The 20516-nt window shown below is 40.0% G+C and carries 16 protein-coding genes; 9 read left to right on the forward strand and 7 right to left on the reverse strand.

All coding sequences use genetic code 11. The annotated features are described in order from the left end of the window. Positions 1–83: 83 nt before the first annotated feature. Positions 84–2774 carry a phosphoenolpyruvate carboxylase gene (gene ppc, locus F4V57_RS13520; RefSeq protein ID WP_070071134.1) on the reverse strand — a complete coding sequence of 897 codons (2691 nt, stop codon included), beginning with the start codon at positions 2772–2774 and terminating at the stop codon, positions 84–86. 320 nt (positions 2775–3094) lie between these two features. On the opposite strand from ppc, the gene F4V57_RS13525 reads away from it, so the two are divergent. After that, positions 3095–3472, forward strand: coding sequence for a hypothetical protein (locus tag F4V57_RS13525; protein WP_070071052.1), 378 nt, complete (start codon positions 3095–3097; stop codon positions 3470–3472). 153 nt (positions 3473–3625) lie between these two features. Beyond that, the gene (gene dnaJ, locus F4V57_RS13530) at positions 3626–4756 is read left to right on the forward strand and encodes a molecular chaperone DnaJ (protein WP_070071051.1); all 1131 of its coding nucleotides are present in this window, start codon (positions 3626–3628) and stop codon (positions 4754–4756) included. 115 nt (positions 4757–4871) lie between these two features. Here the strand turns inward: dnaJ and F4V57_RS13535 are convergent, their stop codons facing one another. After that, entirely contained in the window at positions 4872–5702 is an 831-nt protein-coding gene (locus tag F4V57_RS13535; protein ID WP_070071050.1) for a class I SAM-dependent methyltransferase, read from the reverse strand. Positions 5703–5883: 181 nt separating this feature from the next. Between F4V57_RS13535 and dapB the strand changes: the two genes are divergently transcribed. Both dapB and F4V57_RS13545 read left to right on the forward strand, forming a co-directional pair. Continuing rightward, a complete protein-coding gene (gene dapB / locus F4V57_RS13540; RefSeq protein WP_070071049.1) occupies positions 5884–6693 on the forward strand; it encodes a 4-hydroxy-tetrahydrodipicolinate reductase in 810 nt (269 codons plus the stop codon). Between the two features lie 104 nt (positions 6694–6797). Continuing rightward, entirely contained in the window at positions 6798–7439 is a 642-nt protein-coding gene (locus F4V57_RS13545) for a DedA family protein (protein ID WP_070071048.1), read from the forward strand. Positions 7440–7509: 70 nt separating this feature from the next. On the opposite strand, the gene F4V57_RS13550 is transcribed toward F4V57_RS13545, so the two are convergent. The 4 genes from F4V57_RS13550 to F4V57_RS13565 all read right to left on the reverse strand — a co-directional run bounded on the left by F4V57_RS13550 (position 7510) and on the right by F4V57_RS13565 (position 9519). After that, complete coding sequence (locus tag F4V57_RS13550; RefSeq protein ID WP_070071047.1) at positions 7510–7902, reverse strand: hypothetical protein; 393 nt, start codon at positions 7900–7902, stop codon at positions 7510–7512. Then, the gene (locus tag F4V57_RS13555; protein ID WP_070071046.1) at positions 7902–8741 is read right to left on the reverse strand and encodes a ParA family protein; all 840 of its coding nucleotides are present in this window, start codon (positions 8739–8741) and stop codon (positions 7902–7904) included. The genes F4V57_RS13550 and F4V57_RS13555 overlap by 1 nt, the downstream gene beginning before the upstream one ends. Positions 8742–8814: 73 nt before the next feature. After that, complete coding sequence (locus tag F4V57_RS13560) at positions 8815–9204, reverse strand: SirB2 family protein (protein WP_070071045.1); 390 nt, start codon at positions 9202–9204, stop codon at positions 8815–8817. 6 nt (positions 9205–9210) lie between these two features. Further along, the gene (locus tag F4V57_RS13565) at positions 9211–9519 is read right to left on the reverse strand and encodes a BolA family protein (protein ID WP_070071044.1); all 309 of its coding nucleotides are present in this window, start codon (positions 9517–9519) and stop codon (positions 9211–9213) included. 135 nt (positions 9520–9654) lie between these two features. Between F4V57_RS13565 and fmt the strand changes: the two genes are divergently transcribed. Together fmt and rsmB are read left to right on the forward strand one after the other, a co-directional pair. After that, entirely contained in the window at positions 9655–10614 is a 960-nt protein-coding gene (gene fmt / locus F4V57_RS13570; RefSeq protein WP_070071043.1) for a methionyl-tRNA formyltransferase, read from the forward strand. After that, positions 10611–11903, forward strand: a complete 1293-nt coding sequence (gene rsmB / locus F4V57_RS13575; RefSeq protein WP_070071042.1) for a 16S rRNA (cytosine(967)-C(5))-methyltransferase RsmB — start codon at positions 10611–10613, stop codon at positions 11901–11903. The genes fmt and rsmB overlap by 4 nt, the downstream gene beginning before the upstream one ends. 21 nt (positions 11904–11924) lie before the next feature. Here the strand turns inward: rsmB and zupT are convergent, their stop codons facing one another. Continuing rightward, positions 11925–12737 (reverse strand): zinc transporter ZupT, encoded by an 813-nt coding sequence (gene zupT, locus F4V57_RS13580; RefSeq protein ID WP_070071133.1) that lies wholly within the window; start codon positions 12735–12737, stop codon positions 11925–11927. Positions 12738–13300: 563 nt separating this feature from the next. On the opposite strand from zupT, the gene F4V57_RS13585 reads away from it, so the two are divergent. The 3 genes from F4V57_RS13585 to F4V57_RS13590 all read left to right on the forward strand — a co-directional run. Continuing rightward, on the forward strand, positions 13301–14047 hold the full coding sequence (locus tag F4V57_RS13585; protein WP_227515727.1) for a hypothetical protein: 747 nt from the start codon (positions 13301–13303) through the stop codon (positions 14045–14047). A gap of 228 nt (positions 14048–14275) precedes the next feature. Continuing rightward, positions 14276–14434: a hypothetical protein gene (locus F4V57_RS14805; protein ID WP_171257572.1), complete on the forward strand. Its 159-nt coding sequence runs from the start codon at positions 14276–14278 to the stop codon at positions 14432–14434. Positions 14435–14815: 381 nt separating this feature from the next. Next, on the forward strand, positions 14816–20516 hold a 5701-nt coding region (locus F4V57_RS13590; protein WP_150330555.1), incomplete at its 3' end, for an ESPR-type extended signal peptide-containing protein.

Below are 20516 nucleotides of genomic sequence, written 5' to 3' on the forward strand. Positions count from 1 at the left end.
AGCTGTGGCAGTTATTCTGCTGAAATTAAGCAAAAAAAGCGCCATAAATCACGATTTATGGCGCTTTTTTTAAGCAGAGTAGATTAACCAGTATTACGCAAACCTGCCGCAATTCCGGCAATGGTGACCATTAGGGCATGATCAACCGGCGTATGATTTTGTCCTTGCTGTAAATATTGGCGGCGGCGGCGCATTAACTCTGCCTGTAATAAATGCAGTGGTAACAAATAAGTCTTTCTAACCCGCATGGATTGATCAAGTACTTCATTTTCACTTAATAGTTCTGATTGGGTTTTGAGCTTGAGTAAAGTTTCAATGGTATTATTGAGCCGTTGTCTTAGATTATCACCCAAGGCAATTAATGTTGCATCATCGGTAAGGTGGCTTTCATAATATTGTGCAATACCACGATCTGCTTTGGACAGTACCATTTCCAACATATCAATCAAGGTCTGAAAGTATGGCCATTGTTCCTGCATTTCCATCAGCGTGGCTTTTTGCTGATTATCCATGGCGCTTTCCAGTGCAACGCCTGTTCCTAGCCATGCTGGTAGCATCAGACGAATTTGTGTCCACGCAAATACCCAAGGAATTGCCCTTAGTGATTCAATCCCTCCACCGACTTTACGTTTGGCAGGACGTGAACCCAATGGCAGCATCTGTAATTCCAGTTCAGGCGTGACAGTACGCAGATAACGTACAAAATCAGGATGCTCACGGACAGTCTGACGATAAATTTGTACCGACTCCGCAGTCATGGTAGACATTAATTCTCGCCATTGTGGCAAAGGTTTTGGTGGTGGCAATAAAGTTGCTTTCAGGGTTGCAGCGCAATAAATTTCCAGATTTTGTAAGGCAACATCTTCTAGACCAAATTTGAAACGGATCATTTCACCTTGTTCTGTAACACGGATTGATCCACGAATAGAACCCGGTGGTTGTGCATATAATGCTTGATGCGTTGGTGCGCCACCACGACTGATTGATCCGCCACGACCATGAAACAGTGTTAGACGAATATCGTGTTTCTCTGCAACTTCTGCCAGTTGTTCCTGTGCACGATATTGTGCCCAGTTGGCAGACATAAATCCGGCATCTTTAGCTGAGTCCGAATAGCCGATCATTACCTCATGTTTGCCATGAATTTGTTGTTTATACCAAGGCATATTCAGCAATTGATCAATGGTATCGGCTGCGCGATCCAAATCATCCAGTGTTTCAAAAAGTGGCACAACCCGTAAAGGACGGCTCACACCAGCTTCTTTTTGTAATAACATAACAGCCAGTACATCACTTGGGTATTCTGCCATGGAAATGATATAGGCACCCAAAGAGTCACTTGGTTGTTTTGCCAACATTTTCATGGTTGCCAGCACTTCCTGCACATCTGGATGATTTAAGGCATCTTGCTCAGTTAATTGTAAATTTTGTGGTAATAAAGGCCGTTTATTGGCCAATTCTTGAATCAGCCACGCCTGTTTGGATTGTTCATTCCATGTAGAAAATTCACCTAAACCCAGATAGGCAGTAATGGCACTAACAGCTTGACGATGGCGGGTCGATTCCTGACGAATATCCAGTTTAACCAGCTCAATGCCAAAACAGGCGGCGCGTCGAATTACATCAAGTAAATGACCATCGGCAATATCTTGCATTTGACAGGCATGTAGCGATTCATAGCAGGCCAGTAAAGGTTCAAGAATTTCTTGCGATGATTGAATCACGCCGGTTTTATCAGGATTGGCAATGCCCCGCAGTTTGGCATCCAGCCAACGTAAAGTGAGTTGTAAACGATCCCGTAATTCTCGTAAGCGTTCACGATAAGGTTCGGAATGATGATCGACGGCCTCGGCAAGTTCTGGAGTACATTTTTGCATCGACAATTCCCAGCGTAAATTGCCAATATCTTTAAGAAACAATTGTGCGGCTTGCCAGCGAGAAAGTAATAGCACATGTTGGGTAATATCGTGTGTCACGTTAGGATTACCATCACGATCACCCCCCATCCATGAAGCAAAACGAATTGGCGCACAATCTAGTGGTAAGCGTTTGCCACATTGTGTCAGCACCAAATCATCCAATTCTCGTAAAAATTTGGGTACAGCTTGCCATAATGTCTGTTCAATGGTGGTGAAACCCCATTTTGCTTCATCAACTGGTGTTGGCCGTTTTTGACGGATTTCATCTGTTTGCCATGCAGCCGTAATTTCCTGTTGCAGTTGTTTAAGTAAATTTTGTTGTTCAACAGGTGTAAGTTTACGCTGATCCAAATCTGCTAGATAACGACTGATATCATCATATTTTTGAATCAATGTGCGACGGCTGACTTCGGTCGGATGTGCCGTTAAAACCAGTTCAATACTCAGCTGGCAAATGGCCGAGTATAAGTCCTCATTACTGATGTGTTGATCTTGACAAAGTTGAAATAAGGTTTGAATGGCATTATTTTGATTTGGTTTGGATTCTGGCTGAAATTGTTGCTGACGGCGTACCCGAACCACATGATATTGTTCGGCAATATTGGCAAAATTTAGAAAATGGGTAAATGCACGGCTGAGCGGTAAGGTATCTTCATCTTTAAGATTTTGTAAAAAAGCAGCAAGTTGCTTTTCTGCCTGTGCGTCACCATCCCGTGCGCCTTTGGCATATTTACGAATATGTTCTACCTGATCATATAGATGTTGACCAACTTGCTGTTTTAGCGTATCACCTAAAAAATTTCCCAATAAACGAACGTCTTCACGTAGTTCAGCATCTATTTGCTTCAGTGACATTGCCATTCTCCCTCGCACTTAATTTTTTTTCAGTCTACACCTAAATATTGATAAAAAAACAATTCTTAAGTCTAATCTTACCAAGAGAATCATTGCTCCCAGCCTTAAACAGATTTTTATAAAAAACAATATGCTGAAAATTTTAACAAATCTGTAAAGAAACCTTTGCGATACACGATAAAACTACTCGCTTCAAGTTAAATTAGGTATACAATACAGCCTGCATGCGATGTAACGATGTTTACTGATCGGAGCAGGATTACAAGGATGCTGATAAAGAAAAATTCAGCTTGAAAATAAAGGGTAAGTTGGGGTTGTCAATGGGTCAGGAACAACAAAAAAAACAGGAAAAACTCGTGCTGGTGACTTACTTATTCATGTTGTTAAGTATTTTTACGATTATTCCGGTCGTGATCACTTATTGGCTTGCTGTCAAAGCATCTTATTTTCCCGATACAGAAGTGTGGTTAAATTCCCATGCATTCTGGATTGCCCGTAATTTACTCATTTTTTTGTGCATTGCTGTATTTTCAGCGTTGTGGTTTATTCCTTTGGCATTCTTTATGTGGGATCAATATATTTGGGTCACTGCCTGTACCATTGCTGGCGTGGTATTTGCACTGATTGCATGGCTATATCTGGTCAATACCTGGTTAAAAGGTATTATGCGGTTTTTTAAACGAAAACCTGTCTATTAAAGATCTATATGATCCGATTCATCAAATATCTTGTCATGCTTAAATTAAAAATTGAGTAAAAAACTCTGTTTTATCCTCTTGTAAAATTTTTAAACGCCCCCAAATTGTTGTCAGTTCTTTTGATTTGAAAATACGTTGGGAGTACCGCTGTTCATGGCAAAGCGTGACTATTATGAGGTTTTAGGGGTTTCTAAAACTGCAAGTGATGATGAGATTAAAAAAGCCTACCGTAAGTTGGCCATGAAATATCATCCGGATCGTAACCCTGATAATCCTGAAGCAGAAGAAAAATTTAAAGAAGCTTCAGAAGCCTATGAAGTGCTTTCAGATAGTGAAAAACGTAGCATGTATGACCGTATGGGACATAATGCGTTTGAAGGCGGCTTTGGTGGTGGCGGATTCGGTGGTGGTGGTTTTAGTGCCGAAGATATTTTCAGCCAGTTTGGTGACATTTTTGGCAATGCCTTCGGTGGCAATGGTCGTGGCCAACAACGTCAGCGTAGAGGTTCCGACTTGCGCTACGTCATGGAATTGACGCTGGAAGAAGCCATTAAAGGTGTGAAAAAAACCATTACTTTTTCTGCCCCTGCACCTTGTGAAACCTGTGATGGCAAAGGCGCTCAAAATAGTAGTGATGTAGAAACCTGTAAAACCTGTCATGGTTCCGGTCAGGTTCGTATTCAACAGGGATTCTTTGCTGTACAGCAAACCTGTAGTAGCTGTCGTGGAACAGGGAAAACCATTAAAAATCCTTGCCATAGCTGTCATGGTAGCGGTATTAAAGACCGCCAACAAACATTGGAAGTGACAATTCCCGCTGGTGTTGATAATGGTGATCGTGTTCGTTTAACTGGCAAAGGCGAAGCAATTCGTGGTGGTCAGGCCGGTGATCTGTATGTTGAAGTTGTAGTACGTGAACATGACGTATTCCAGCGAGATGGTGCAGATTTGTATATGGATGTACCAGTTAGCATTGCAGATGTTGCACTAGGTAAAGAAATTGAAATTCCAACACTGGATGGTCGGGTTAGCCTTAGAATTCCAGAAGGTACGCAGACTGGGAAACTATTCCGTTTACGGGGTAAAGGTGTACGTCCAGTACGTAGTACCATGACTGGAGATCTGTTATGCCGAGTTGTGGTTGAAACACCGACCCATTTAACCGAACGTCAGCGTGAGTTGTTAATCGAATTACAACAGAGCTTTGGTGAATCTTCGGTAAATTCCCAAGATTCCAAAAAGAAAAAAGGTTTCTTTGATAAAGTGTCCGATTTGTTTGATTAATTTAGTGATAGGGTAAAGACTCAACCCAGTCATGCCTTGACTGTATTTTTTAAACAGGAAGCCTACTAGGCTTCCTGTTTTATTTAAACTTTTTGGTCATACAACGTTTGTTGGGCTAAGCGTTTTTAATTTGATATTCCATAATACGTGAGGCTGTTTTGAATCTGGGAATAACCGTCATTAGGCCAGATAAAATAATTCCCATACGGTAATATCCTTGTAACTCATTAAATAAATAACTTTTCATGTGTTTTAAAGCAGGATGCCAGTGTTCTAATGCTTTCTCATTGTCAAGCCCAAACTTAAATTCAGCCTTGGTTTTACTTACAGTATCGTGTAGAGCAGATTGATGACTCATCCATTTATTTAACATATCAAAATGTAGGGCAGCTCCCGGAAAACGTTCTGCCAGAGCAATAAAAAGTTTTTTATTCTCCTGTTCATTGAAGTACATAAGTACTCCTTCAATAATAAACATAAAATTGCCATTCGGATATTGTTGTTTTAGCTGATCCATCCAGTCGGTTGTGAGAACTGAAGCTGCAATTAGGTGTTCATTGTTTTGAGGTGGAATAAGTTGTTGACGTAAAGTGATGACTTCAGGCAAATCCAACTGATAAAATTGAGCATCTTGTCCCAGCTCCCCAATACGTTGCAGCCGAGTATCTAGTCCACAACCAATAATAACAATGATAGGATTGGCGTGTTTCTGGATAAAATTTTTTAATTGTTGATCAAAGTGATTGGCACGAATCGCAACACCTACAGATGATGCACGTTTATTTTTAAATTTAGAAAAATCATAATCGATTTTGTTGACCAAATCACATGCGATGAGATCTTGAATTAAAGGACGCTTTTTGTGTGTTTCTACTGATTTGGCATACAAGGTGATCAGTAAGGTTTCAGCGATGCTATTTTGAAGGTTTAAGCTAATTTTAGTCATTGTAAATGATACTCATTATTTATTATGCGTATAGAGTATACCGCACTAATTTGTAAATCTTGCAATAAAATCGTATAGCGTTATGTTATCGAAAATTCATTTTACTGATCAAATCTACAGTCATATAAACACTGGTCAAGTTTTGCTATAGTACAACAAACTTATTTTTTCTGAGGAAATTATGGCAACGTCACCACGTATTGGAGTTTTGGGTGCAGGCGGACGTATGGGACGCACATTAATTCAAGCGGTACATCAAGCAGGTTATCAGCTTGCTGCTGCGGTCGAGCGCTCTGAAAGTAGTCTGGTGGGTACTGATGCGGGTGAGCTTGCCGGTCTGGGAGCTTTAGGCGTTAAAGTCGTTGGCGCAATAGAAGAAGCTTTGGCAGTATGTGATGTGGTCATCGACTTTACTGCGCCTGCCGCAACCGAAGCTCATTTACTGGCTTGTCGAGCAGCAAACGTCGCCATGGTGATTGGTACAACTGGATTTAATGACGCACAAAAAGCATTACTGGACGATACAGCACAGTATATTCCTGTAGTGTATGCTGCCAATTATTCTGTGGGTGTAAATGTTTCCATCAAATTGCTGGAGTTGGCAGCCAAAACTTTTGCTGATACAGTGGATATTGAAATTGTTGAAGCACATCACCGTCATAAAGTAGATGCGCCGTCAGGTACGGCGCTAATGATGGGCGAAGCGGTTGCCAATACACTGGGACGTGATTTAAAACAAGTTGCCGTATATGGGCGTGAAGGGTATACAGGCCCACGTGATCGTCAGACCATTGGTTTTGAAACTATCCGTGGAGGTGATATTGTTGGTGAACATACAGTCATGTTTATTGGCGAAGGGGAACGTGTGGAAGTCAAACACATGGCAACCAGTCGAATGAATTTTGCCAGTGGAGCGGTGCGTGCAGCAGCATGGGTGATTGATCAATCAGCCAGTCGTTATGACATGATGGATGTGCTTAATCTTAAATAAGCCGTTAAGGCAGGGATTTTCATACAAAAGATGAACGGAATGGATAATGCTTTTCTGTTCATCAACTGTTAGCATAAGTCAATATTTTAATTCCTTTCCTTCTCATGAATCTTATTGATTTTATTCTGCATGTCGATCAGCATTTGATCGAATTTGTGACTGCCTATGGCACCTGGATTTATGCCATTTTATTTTTGATTATTTTTGTAGAAACGGGGTTGGTGATCATGCCGTTTTTACCAGGGGATAGTTTGCTTTTTGCTGCAGGTGCGCTGGCTGCAAAAGGCACAATGGATCCGTTTATTTTAGTGGGATTATTATTTGTTGCTGCAGTTTTGGGCGATACCTTGAACTATCATATTGGTAAATTTATTGGCCCGCGGGTATTTGAAATAAATTCACGTTGGATACGCAAAGATCATTTATATAAAACGCAGGCTTTTTTTGAAAAACATGGTGGAAAAACCATTATTTTTGCTCGTTTTATTCCATTCGCCAGAACGTTTGCTCCTTTTATAGCCGGGGTCAGTCACATGAGCTATCGCTATTTCCTGACATATAATGTGATTGGTGCATTTTGCTGGATTGGTTCGTTTATTCTTTTGGGCTATTGGTTTGGTAATATTCCACAGATAAAAGACAATTTTACCCATGTGATTTTTGCCATTTTATTTTTAAGTATTTTACCGGGTATTATTGCTTTCGTGCGCCAGAAAATGGCCAGAAAAGATGCTGAGAAACAATAAATTCAAATAAATTTTATGTAGGATAAAAAATGCAGGCAATCCTGCATTTTTTTATGGCTGATGATTCGTTTTAGGATGTGGTTTTTTGGCGAGGATGTGCGATTGGACAGTTTTTAAATTGTGCTGCTTGTTCAATTGCATCTTGTTGTCCCAAAAGTTCGGCGATTTCTGTCCGCTTGCTATTACTTGATTGACCGACATTAACCGATACTGTTGGTCCAATGCCCCAGCCACCACGACCAAATCCTCCACCAATACCAAGGCCGACACCAACCCCTGTACGCTTGGCCGGTTCTACACCATTATGCAGATATTGTCCGATTCGGGCATATTCTGTATGTAGTTGGGCACAGTTCCAACTTTGGTATTTGGTGGGTGAAACATAGCTGGGTTTGACATTACCTGTTGCACAGCCGGTAAGTAATAGCATAGCAATTGCACCAGTTATTATTGGTTTTTTCATTATTTCGCCTCAATTTCCTGAAAAAGTTGACGATAAGCCTGAGTTAACTTATGTTCAGTTGCTAAATGGATCAGGGGTAAATTTTTACTGTGAGATTCTTTCATGAACACGGAAGCAGGTAACATGGTATCTAAGACAGGCAGTTGATCCTGTTTTAACTGGTTGACAATTTCAGTAGGAAGTCTGGCCTGACTTTGAAATTGATTCACAATGATTCCTTCAACTGCCAATGTTTCGTTATGATCCTGACGGGTTTCCAGAATATTTTCCAGTAGAGTTAATAATGCTCGATGTGAAAAAATGTCACAATCAAAAGGAATTAACACGCGATCTGCAGCAATTAAGGCAGATAAGGTAAAGAAATTAAAGGCAGGTGGTGTATCAATAAATACTCGATCAAAATGAGCAGTTAATTTACCCAGAGCTTCTTTAAGTTTATAGATTTTATGTTTGGATTCCAGAATATGGCTTAATGTATTGAGCTGCGGATGCGCAGGAATAACAGTTAAGTTTGCAAAACGGCTTTGGTGCATAACTGCCTGTAACCCTTTGCTTCGGGTTTGCAATAAAGAGCCAATTGCTGAGCCAAGTAGATTTTTTGGTGTATTTTGATTGGCTGTTTCATCAAAAAAATCGTAAATGCTTGGGTTAAAATCCGCTAAGATAGCGGCAGTCATACCGTTATGCTGGCCTAATACATATTGACTGGCATTTGCTTGTGGATCCAGATCAATCAGTAATGTCCGCAAGCCCTGCTGGGCACTGATTGCAGCAAGATTAACCGTGATGCTGGATTTACCCACACCACCTTTTTGATTAAAAATCACTCGTGTAAGCATCAGTACCCTCTCTTTACGATCATCATATCAATTGGATTGGGATGATCAGTTGTTCAAGTTAAGGTAAATATCCTTAACCAAATTGTGGTTTGATCAAGATTAATGCAAAAAGTGCACAATATGCAATCAATGCCACAATTAAACCTGCCTGCCGTTGAATCAGTAAACGATCAATGCGACGTTTGAATGCTTTGGAACAGGCAGATAATATGACAATAAATAACAGGATTTTTGCATAGAACCACGGCTGGACGGCAAAATCTTTGTACCATAATAATCCAAGTCCAGATAACACCAGTAAGCTATATCCTGTATGTTGGCAAGCCACCAGAATTTTAGTCGACATGGTACTTTGTTCTTTCCATATTTTTTGGATCAGGATTGGGAATGCTCTAATCAAAAAGAAAAGAAAGACCATTGCTGCAATCAGCATGTGCAGATGTTTAAGCGCAATTTGTTCCATACGTCATTAACCTTTGGGTGCGTGAGCACAATCGGGACTGTCAGGACGTGTACCTTGCCATTCTGAGGGTAGATAAGCGTGAATCGCCAAAGCATGAATTTTTTCAGGCGCCAGTAATTCACCGACCAGAGCATAAATCTTTTGATGGCGTTGTACCTGACGTAACCCAGCAAATGATTCACTCACAATGGTGACTTTGAAATGACTTTCTTTACCAGGAAAATAACCACCGTGTTTGGAAGATTCATTGAGAATTTCCAAATAGTCTGGCTGTAGGCTTTGTAATGCCTGTTCAAGTTGAGGCTGGATTTGCATACTGGATGTTCTCTCGCATTTTTTGATCAGTGTAACATAGCATTTATCCGGATTGCTGCCGGAAAAAATTCAGGCTGGCAATGCAGTATGTTAAGCTAGTTGTATTCCCTGAATTAGACCTGATTTTTAGTCATCATGAAGATTATTTTTGCTGGAACACCTGATTTTGCTGCAAGTGCCTTAAATCGCTTATTACAAACAGAACATGAAATTGTTGCGGTCTATACTCAACCAGATCGTAAGGCTGGTCGAGGACAAAAATTAACTGCATCCCCAGTAAAGGCACTGGCTTTACAGCATGATTTAGTCGTAATGCAACCCTTACATTTCAAGAACAGTACTGAAGAAGGTCTGACGGCACAACAAGAATTGGCAGCCTTTAATGCAGATGTTATGGTGGTTGCGGCCTATGGTTTACTTCTGCCACAAGCCGTTCTGGATACGCCAAAATATGGTTGTCTGAATATTCATGCATCATTATTACCAAGATGGCGAGGTGCTGCACCGATTCAGCGAGCTATTCAATCGGGTGATGCACAAACCGGTATTACCATTATGCAGATGGCAAAAGGGCTGGATACTGGCGATATGTTATATAAAGTCAATTGTGATATTTTAGCCTCAGATAATGCAGCAACAGTTCATGATAAATTGGCCAAAATAGGTGCTGAAGCGATTGCTGAAGTATTGATATCTGAACAAACTTTACAGCAGTATCAGGCACAGCGTCAGATTCAGGATGAAAACCTTAGCAGTTATGCACATAAAATTAGCAAAACTGAAGCCCGTATTGACTGGGCACAACCTGCAAAAATTATCGATCTGCATATTCGTGCATTTAATCCTGTTCCTGTGGCCTTTACACAACTGGATGAACATACTGCTTTAAGGGTATGGTCGGCACAATCTTCTACGCAGTCACATACTGTTCAATATGGTGAAATCTTGAATATTGATAAAAATGGTGTTGTGGTGGCATGTGGTGCAGGTACGACGATTTGTCTGACCGAACTGCAATGGCCGGGTGGTAAACCGTTAAATCAGGTACAAATTTTACAGACCCAAAAATTGCAGGTAGGACAAATTCTGTTATGAGTCAGCATCCGGTATTAAATTTACGTGCACAGCTCATTCGTTTATTGGTTGCTGTACAACAAGGACAATCTTTAGCACAAATTCAAAATAAATATTTTGAACATATTGCAGTTCAGGATAAAGCTTTATGGCATGAGTTAAGCCTTGGTGTATTACGACAATGGTTTGCACTCAAGCAAGTCACTTTACCAATGTTGCAAAAACCAGTCAGTGACATACATATCGAAACAGCATTATATGTTGGCTTGTACCAATTATTATGTACCCGTATTGCTGATCATGCGGCAATTTCAGAAACCGTAAATGCAGTCAAGCAATTGGGTTTTGAATCAGCGAGTGGTCTGGTAAATGCCATTTTACGCCGTGCGACCCGTGAACGTGAGCAACTTATTCAGCAACTACAACAGGCACATGGCCTGCCAAGCTGGTTATATAAGCGGTTAAAAAAAGATTGGAAAGCGCAGTTTGAAGATCTCACTCAACAGCTTAAAGGTACGGCACCCTTAACTTTACGCATTAATCAGCGGCAGATTGGACGTGATGCTTATCTAAAAAAACTGCAACAACAACAAATTGCTGCACGTATATGCCAATGGTCAGAAGTCGGTATCGTGCTGGAACAAAGTGTACATATTCCTGATTTACCAGGTTTTGAACAAGGTTGGTTCTCTGTACAAGATGAACATGCGCAGTTGTGTGCTATGCTTTTACCGGATTTAAATCAGCAACTTGTCGTTGATGCCTGTGCAGCACCTGGTGGAAAAACAGCACATGTATTGGAAAAATATCATCCTAAGCAAATGCTGGCACTGGACTTTGACAGTAAGCGTTTACAACGTGTGGAAGAAAACTTAAAGCGCCTGCAATTGAACAATGAGCATGTTCGCATTCTGGCTGCGGATGCAACGAATTGGCAAGCACAGGAGGCTGTAGATTGTATTATTCTTGATGCGCCTTGTTCAGCAATAGGTGTATTGCGCCGTCACCCGGATATTCGTCTATTACGGCAATCCAGTGATATTGCAAAAATCGTTGTCTTGCAGCAGCAAATTTTACAGCACATGTGGCAGCAATTAAAAATTGGTGGACATTTACTTTATATTACCTGTTCCATTCTTAAAGCAGAAAATGAGCAGCAAATGCAGACTTTTTTTGCACAACATACCCATGCAAAAGAAATTCAATTGAATGTATCATGGGGGATTGAACAGCAATATGGGCGCCAACTGCTTCCTGCACAAGGACAAGGGGATGGCTTTTATTACTGTCTAATTCAGAAAACAGCCTGAACAATGATGACGTGTGATGTTTTAGAAAAACTGAAACATCACCAAGCTTAAACTTAAAACTGACATTCCAGTGACCAGACCATATACTGTTTCATGACCTTTGGCATAACGTTTAGCTGCGGGTAATAATTCATCTAGCGCCAAAAAGACCATCACACCTCCAATTAAGCCAAAAACCAGTCCATAAACTAATGGGCTCATAAACGGTGCCAGAATTGCATAACCCAATAAAGCACCAACAGGTTCAGCCATTCCAGAAATAAAACTTGCCAATAAAGCCAATCGCTTATTTTGTGTTGCCATATAAACAGGCAATGCAATAGCAATTCCTTCCGGAATATTGTGAATGGCGATGGCAACAGCCAATGGCATACCGACACTTGCACTGCCTAAAGTTGCAAAAAAAGTTGCTAAACCTTCCGGAAAATTATGCGCCGTAATTGCAAATAAGGTTAGTAATCCAGTGCGATAAAGTGCTTTACGATTATGATTGTGTTGTTCAACCTGAGCTTGATCAAGTGCTTCATGAGGGTTTGGTACCAGACGGTCAATCATAATCACCAGTAAAATTCCGGTTAAGAAAGATAGGCTTCCATACGCAAAACCAAACTTTTCACCATACCCTTCACTAAATGCAGCAATGGATTTATTGAGAATCTCGGTAAGAGAAACATACACCATAGCACCACCAGCAAAGGCTAGACCAAAAGACAATAATCTTGGACTAGGTTGTTTTGCAAATAAAACCAATGCACCGCCAATTACCGTTGCCAGACTGGCCAGTACAGTGACTAAAAAAGCAGTCAAAACATGTGTAGTAAAAAAATCGGTCATCATAAAAGTAAATCGAGGTGAAAGTAGTTATATTGTATATGAAAATACATCCTTTTTGTTAATAGTTATCATTTGCTTTTAAGGTATTTTATGTAAATTCTGAATTGAGAATAAAGCGTTGCCTTGAGATATTTATACAAGACTGGTCACGAAATTTGATTGAATATAAAATGAGAATAATTTATGTTATTTTCCTCAAAACATATAACATGGATTATCAGTAGTAATGTTTACGAGTTAAAAATCTTAACTTGTAATTTAGATTGATTAATCTTTAATCTGTATGAATTATTTAATTTAGAACTGTTGCGAAATCACTAATATTTCCTTTTGTAAAGAGATAAATTAAGGATGTTATTAATACTTTCGTAAGAGGTCTAATATTATAAATATGATAAGATAGTATCGGCTCAGTTATATGTTTTTGATGAATAAGTTAGGTTAATACATATTGATATATGAAAAATTATCGCAATTTTGATAAAAAGGACGACATTAATTTGGCACCTAATTTTCCTCAAAAAACTTCCTCTAAAGAAACATTAGTGCATGTAGAACGTCTCATGCAAGAAGTCGTCTCTTGGCTTGTAAAATCCGGTATAGGTTATACTGAATTTTCAGCCTTATTAAGATATCTTTTTTATAATGAGGCGTTGAAAGAAATACAGAATCTAGGTCAGAAACGGACAGATTCAGCAATTAGTTTGTTATCGGGTCTTAATCGACGAGATGTCAGCGCATTCCGACAAAAGTATGGTGAGCATCAACTCATCGAAACTGAAAAAGATATTACTTTATTGAGTGTTCCAGCTAGAGTAGTAGGATTATGGATTCATAAAAACTTGCCTCATCGACTTCCTATTAATGATCATGAATTAAGTTTTGAAAACTTGGTAAAAGAAATTTCTACCGAAAAACATCCTCGATCTATTTTAAGTGAGCTGAAACGTCTGGAAATCGTATTTGAAGAACAAAATGAAGTGATATTAAATATTCAAAGTTTTACACCCTCTCCGGAATTAGATGAAACCAAGGATGTATTTTCAACCAATATTTCTGACCATCTGGCTGCTGGTATTCATAATATTCTTAAAAAAGATAATCGATATTTAGAGCAAGCAATATTTGCCAATGAATTAACTGAAAAATCTATTTTACAGTTGAAAGTATTGAGTCATAACTTATGGGAAGAAGCATCCAAGAAGATTCTGACCAAAGCCATTGAATGTTCAAAAGAAGATGAAGGGAGAAAAGATGCGGATCAACGTTTTACCTTTGGTGTTTATCAATATGACAAAATAGAAAAATAAATCTATGTTTTTATAGCAGTTATATATTCAGAATACTCTTATTCCAATAACAATATTACTTTTAACTTTTAAAGAAAGAATGAAAACAGCGTACCACTTTTTGTTAAAATATGTGCATAATGCACATATTTTAATTTAGGTTAGCCTTTAGGGAAGGCCAATATGAAAAAAAGTAATAGCACTTTGATTAACTCTAATATTGTATCGGACTTGGGATTTGTGAAATTTATGTTGAAGTTATTTGCAGGTGCGAGTCTGGGGGGCTCGGGGACAGGAACACCACCAATCTCTAATCCTGGAGAAAATGATGATAAAAAACCTCAGTCAATGCAAAAGTACTATATCAAAAAGCATTATGAAGTGATTTCGGGACCATGTCTAATTTAGATCAAAAAATTAATTTATATCATTGATTTAATTTATATTTATAAAAGGCTAAACATTATGATTGGCCTTTTAATATATCTGATTGCAAAAAATCAATTTACTTATAAAAATGTTTTATAATAAAAAACAAAATAAATAATTTATGGGAATAAATTTATAGGATAAAAGAAAAATTCATTTAATTTCATATATTTATTTTTAATAGCTTAATGCTTTGCATACATTCATTTCCAAACAAATTCATAATAAAAAATTAAAAAATGTTTACATTTCACACATAATTTTACTTAATGTTTAAATTGCACATTTATAGTTTGTGTGTGAGTATATCTATTGTTTTTTTAATGTGAACGTAATCACAATATAAAGGTGAGTATAAAAATGAATCATATTTATCGAGTTATCTGGAATGCATCAATAGGTACGTGGGTTGCCACTTCGGAATTGGCAAAAGGGAAAACAAAAAGTAAAACTGTTAAAAAAATAGTTGTTACAGGCTTGTTTACATTAGCTACATCAACTGCTGCTCTGGCTCAGACCATTGATGAAAATTTAACTGTTAATGGTGATTTAACAGTTTCAGGAGTAGTAAATGGCATAAATGTTATCGATTTATCAGACCAGATTAATAATAGTACTACAGGTCTTGCTACCAAGGCTTCACAGACTGCTCTTGATGCGACAAATAATAACGTTACGAATCTAACTTCTCGTGTAGGCAGTGCAGAGAACAATATTAGTACACTAGAAAATAGTGTGAATACAAAAGCTTCACAATCTGCTCTTGATACGACAAATAGTAACGTTACGAATCTAACTTCTCGTGTAGGCAGTGCAGAGAATAATATTAGTACACTAGAAAATAGTGTGAATACAAAAGCTTCACAATCTGCTCTCGATGCGACAAATAGTAACGTTACGAATCTAACTTCTCGTGTAGGCAGTGCAGAAAATAGTATTAGTACACTAGAAAATAGTGTGAATACAAAAGCTTCACAATCTGCTCTCGATGCGACAAATAATAACGTTACGAACTTGACCACTCGTATAGGTAGTGCAGAGGACGATATTGACACATTAGAAAAACAATTGTTTGGTTCAGATGCAGCAGGGGTTAAATATTTTAGAGTAAATTCAACTCAGAATGATGCACAAGCAATAGGAACTGATGCCGTGGCAATTGGTCCACAAGCCCAGTCTAATGGAATAGCCAGTGTTGCTCTTGGATCAGAGTCAAAAGCTGTAGGAAATTCAAGTCTGGCAATTGGGCAGAAATCACAGGCACTGGATGAAAGCAGTATTGCCATTGGTGCTGAAAGTCAAGCTTTGGGTAAAAATAGTACGGCAATTGGATCTGCTGCAACAAATAGATCGATTGCCGTAGAATATGATCCACCATCTTCAAGTACTGTTGCATCAATTAATGGGATCCCAGTGACTGCGACCAGTAGTACAGCAGGGAGTCAAAGTCTTGATGATTTAGCAATTACTGAAATTAATGGGGTAGATGTTAGTACAAATCCTAATTTGGTTGCGCAGTTTAAGGCTGCTTTGGCCAGTGGTTCGAGTATTGCTTTAGGAGATAATAGCTTTGCTGCCGGTACATCTACACTGGCAATTGGTTCATCCAGTGTTGCTATTGGGGATTCGGTTGTCGCAAGTGCAAATAATGCAACTGCAATAGGGCATACAGCCAGTGCATCAGGTGTTGCTGCTACAGCATTGGGTAATGGGGCAAATGCAAGTGCGTCCAGTAGTGTTGCTGTGGGAGATAATGCGTCATCTGCTACGGTAGGTTCGATCTCTATTGGTGAAAATGCAGGACAGGGAACATACGGTGCTAAGGAACGTAGCGGTTCTACAAATGATCGTATAGAACATATTGCAATTGGTAGTAATTCTGGACGTAACGTAATTGGTAATCAGAATATTGCGTTAGGAAGTGGTGCAGGTTCTAATTTATCTGTAGGCGATAATTCTAGCTCAGATCAAAACATTGCCATTGGTGTCAATGCTGGGAGTAATCATAATGGTGATGGCAATATTTCTATTGGTCAAAATGCCAATACCAATACAAATAATAAAGATCTGAATTTGTCTGTTGCTTTGGGTTCTAATGCTCAATCAAGTAATCAATCTGTGGTAATTGGTGCTGATAGTCAGGCGACAGCTGATAATGCCTTTGCAGGTGGTTATAAGGCCAGTGTAACGGGAGCGGCAGGGACAGCCATTGGTGCCAATACAACTGCTGGAGCAGGTAATGTTGCACTAGGAGCGAATAGTGTTGCGAGTGATAAATCGTCTGCAGCATCCTATTTGATTGGTGGCGCCATACAGAATGGCGGTTTTAACGTGGTTTCTGTTGGCGGTGGTACAGGTAGTAATATTGTCGCTCGTCGCATTACCAATGTTGCAGCAGGTGGTGACGATACTGATGCAGTCAATGTTTCGCAATTAAAGAAATTAAATCAGGATGTTGCCAAGGCATTGTTTGGAGACTCCGTGACGAATGTTGCCAGTGGGGTCATTACTGATGGTGCCAATAATACCTATAATAGTTTTCTTGACGCGATACAAAATTTAACTGCTGCCAACGGTACGCCAGCGTCAAGTGATGCAGTGAAATATACAGTAGGAAGCAGTGCCGCCAGGGTTGTATTGGAAGGTACTGATGGAACAACGATCTCGAATTTGAAAACAGATGCAACGGATGATAGTTCGGCTGCAAATGTGGCTTACGTGAATGAGGCTGTTAAAGATGCCACAGTTAAATACGTATCTATTAATAGTATAGAAAGTGAAAATGAAAATAGTCAGGAAGCACATGGTCTGGATTCTCTGGCGATAGGGTCTGGTGTTGAAACCAATTCCAGTGCTACAAAAAGTGTGGCAATCGGTTTTTCAGGTGTAACTGCAGAAAATTCAAATACAGTTGCAATGGGTAGTAATGGTACCAGTGCTAAAGGCGCTTCATCAATTGCAATGGGTGATAACGCGATTGCCAATGCCATCAATAATATTTCTATGGGTACAGGGGCTGTATCTGCGGGGATAGACAGTATTGCAATTGGTCATAATGTACAGGTAGATAAAACCGGTGGTGGATCTGACTATGCTGTTGTTATGGGGAGTAGTGCAGAAGTTCAGAACGCAGATAATGCAGTATCTATTGGTCATACGGCTGTAGTACAGGCAGATAATGGTGTTGCTGTTGGTAATACTGCTGTTGCTACGGGACATGAGGCTGTAGCAATTGGTAATGCCACACGTGCTTCTCAGGAAGCCGTTGCAATTGGTGATGGTAGCCAAGCATTTGGGACAGAAACGATTGCCATTGGTAAAGGTAATACGATTGGTAGACAAACTATTACTGAAGGTCAGACACAGGCAAGTCAATCTGGGGCATTGGGTAATGGTAATGATATCAAGGCCAGTAATAGCTTTGTAATTGGTAATAGCAATGAAATTGGCAGTGCTTCAACTGATACTTTTGTTCTGGGAAGTAATATTAAAACAACAACCAGCGATTCGGTATTTTTAGGTAATGAAGCTGCTTATGTTAGCAGTAATGCGTCAACCAAAGCCAAAGATATTTATAATGAACAAAACGTTGGCAATATTAATTATAAATATGCCGGTGGAACGGCAACAGGCGTTGTATCAGTAGGTAGTGCCACAGAAAAACGTCGTATTCAGAATGTTGCTGCGGGTTATGTGAGTGCTGAAAGTACAGATGCAATTAATGGTAGTCAATTATATAGCACAAATGTTGCTTTGAATAATTTACAACAATCTACAGCAAACTATCTAGGTGGAGGTGCGACCGTTGATTCCAGTGGTTCAATCAATCAGCCTTCCTATGAAGTAACATCTAATCCAGCATCGTCTAGCGCAACAACGACTGTGCATACTGTCGGGGCGGCGATTGATGCACTGGATAATGCTGTTAAACAACCCTTAACCTTTACAGGGGATTCCGGATCTGTTGCTCGTCAGCTAGGCAGTACCTTAAACATTAAGGGAGGTGCAACCAATTCAGCAACGCTTACAGATGGAAATATTGGGGTTACAGCAAGTGGTGATACTTTAACGGTTAAATTGGCAAAAGATATTAATTTGGGTGCAACGGGTAGCGTGACTACAGGAAATACCGTTGTTAATAATAATGGTCTAGTCATCAACAATGCAGATACAACCAAAATTGTCAGTGTAACAGCCGCAGGAATCAATGCAGGTGGTCAACAGGTCAAAAATGTTGCGGCAGGAAGCAATGCAACCGATGCAGTTAACGTTGAACAGTTAACCAAAGCCAAAGCTGCAGCAACCACTAAAGTAGATGCAGGTGACAATATCAATGTTCAGTCTAAAGTGAATGCAGATGGCAGTACGAGCTATACAGTTGCGACCAATAAGGAAGTAAACTTTGATAAAGTTACAGTTGGTGGTGTAGTAATAGATAAAACCACGAATAAGATCAGTGGCCTTGCAGATGGTGCAGTAAACAGTTCAAGCAATGAAGCGATCAATGGTAGCCAGCTTTATCAAACCAATCAGAATGTGACAGCGGCGCAAAATGCAGCAGATACAGCACAGGCAACAGCAGACAAAGGCCTGAACTTTGCAGTAAATGGCGTTACGCCTGCGGACAATGTGAAACTGGGTGATACAGTTAACTTTGCTGATGGTAGTAATATCACAGCGACCTATGATGCTACGACAAATACCTATAAGTACAATCTGAATGACAACATTACCTTAAGTAATACTGGTAGTGTCACTGTTGGTGTAAGTAAAGTAGATAACAGTGGTGTACAGGCAGGTGCAATCAAACTGGATGCAGCAAGTGGCAAGATCACCGGTGTAACGGCAGGAGAAGCCGGAACAGATGCAGTGAATGTTAGTCAGTTGCAGGCAGTGAATGAAGTTGCCAACAAAGGCTGGAAACTGACTACGGATAAAGTAGGTAGTGGTGCAGTTTCCGGTAGTTCGGTTGAGCAAATCAGTCCGGATGAGACGGTGACCTTTGTAGCAGGTGATAATGTTGCGGTAGAACAGGCCGGCAATAAATTGACTGTTTCGACCAATAAGGAAGTAAACTTTGATAAAGTTGAAGTTGGTACAGTTGCAATAGACAGCACCACCAACAAGATCACGGGTGTCGAAGACGGTACAGTTGCAGCCAATTCGAAAGATGTCGTGAATGGTAGCCAGCTTTATCAAACCAATCAGAATGTGACAGCGGCGCAGGATGCAGCAGATACAGCACAGGCAACAGCAGACAAAGGCCTGAACTTTGCGGTAAATGGCGTTACGCCTGCGGACAATGTGAAGCTGGGTGATACAGTCAACTTTGCTGATGGTAGCAATACCACAGCGACCTATGATGCTACGACAAATACCTATAAGTACAATCTGAATGACAACATTACCTTAAGTAATACTGGCAGTGTCACTGTTGGTGTAAGTAAAGTAGATAACAGTGGTGTACAGGCAGGCGCAATCAAACTTGATGCAGCAAGTGGCAAGATTACCGGTGTAACAGCAGGAAGCAATGCGACAGATGCAGTTAACGTTGAACAGTTGAACAAAGCTCAGGCGGCAGCAACCACTAAAGTGGATGCAGGGGACAACATTAATGTTCAGTCTAAAGTGAATGCAGATGGCAGTACGAGCTATACAGTTGCGACCAATAAGGAAGTAAACTTTGATAAAGTTGAAGTTGGTACAGTTGCAATAGACAGCACCACCAACAAGATCACGGGTGTCGAAGACGGTACAGTTGCAGCCAATTCGAAAGATGTCGTGAATGGTAGCCAGCTTTATCAAACCAATCAGAATGTGACAGCGGCGCAGGATGCAGCAGATACAGCACAGGCAACAGCAGACAAAGGCCTGAACTTTGCGGTAAATGGCGTTACGCCTGCGGACAATGTGAAGCTGGGTGATACAGTCAACTTTGCTGATGGTAGTAATACCACAGCGACCTATGATGCTACGACAAATACCTATAAGTACAACTTGAACAATGATATCAACCTGAACAGCGTGAATGCAGGTGGAACAGTTGTTAATTCAACAGGTG

The sequence above is a fragment of the Acinetobacter qingfengensis genome (genome assembly GCF_008693185.1).
Classification (GTDB): Bacteria; Pseudomonadota; Gammaproteobacteria; order Pseudomonadales; family Moraxellaceae; genus Acinetobacter; species Acinetobacter qingfengensis.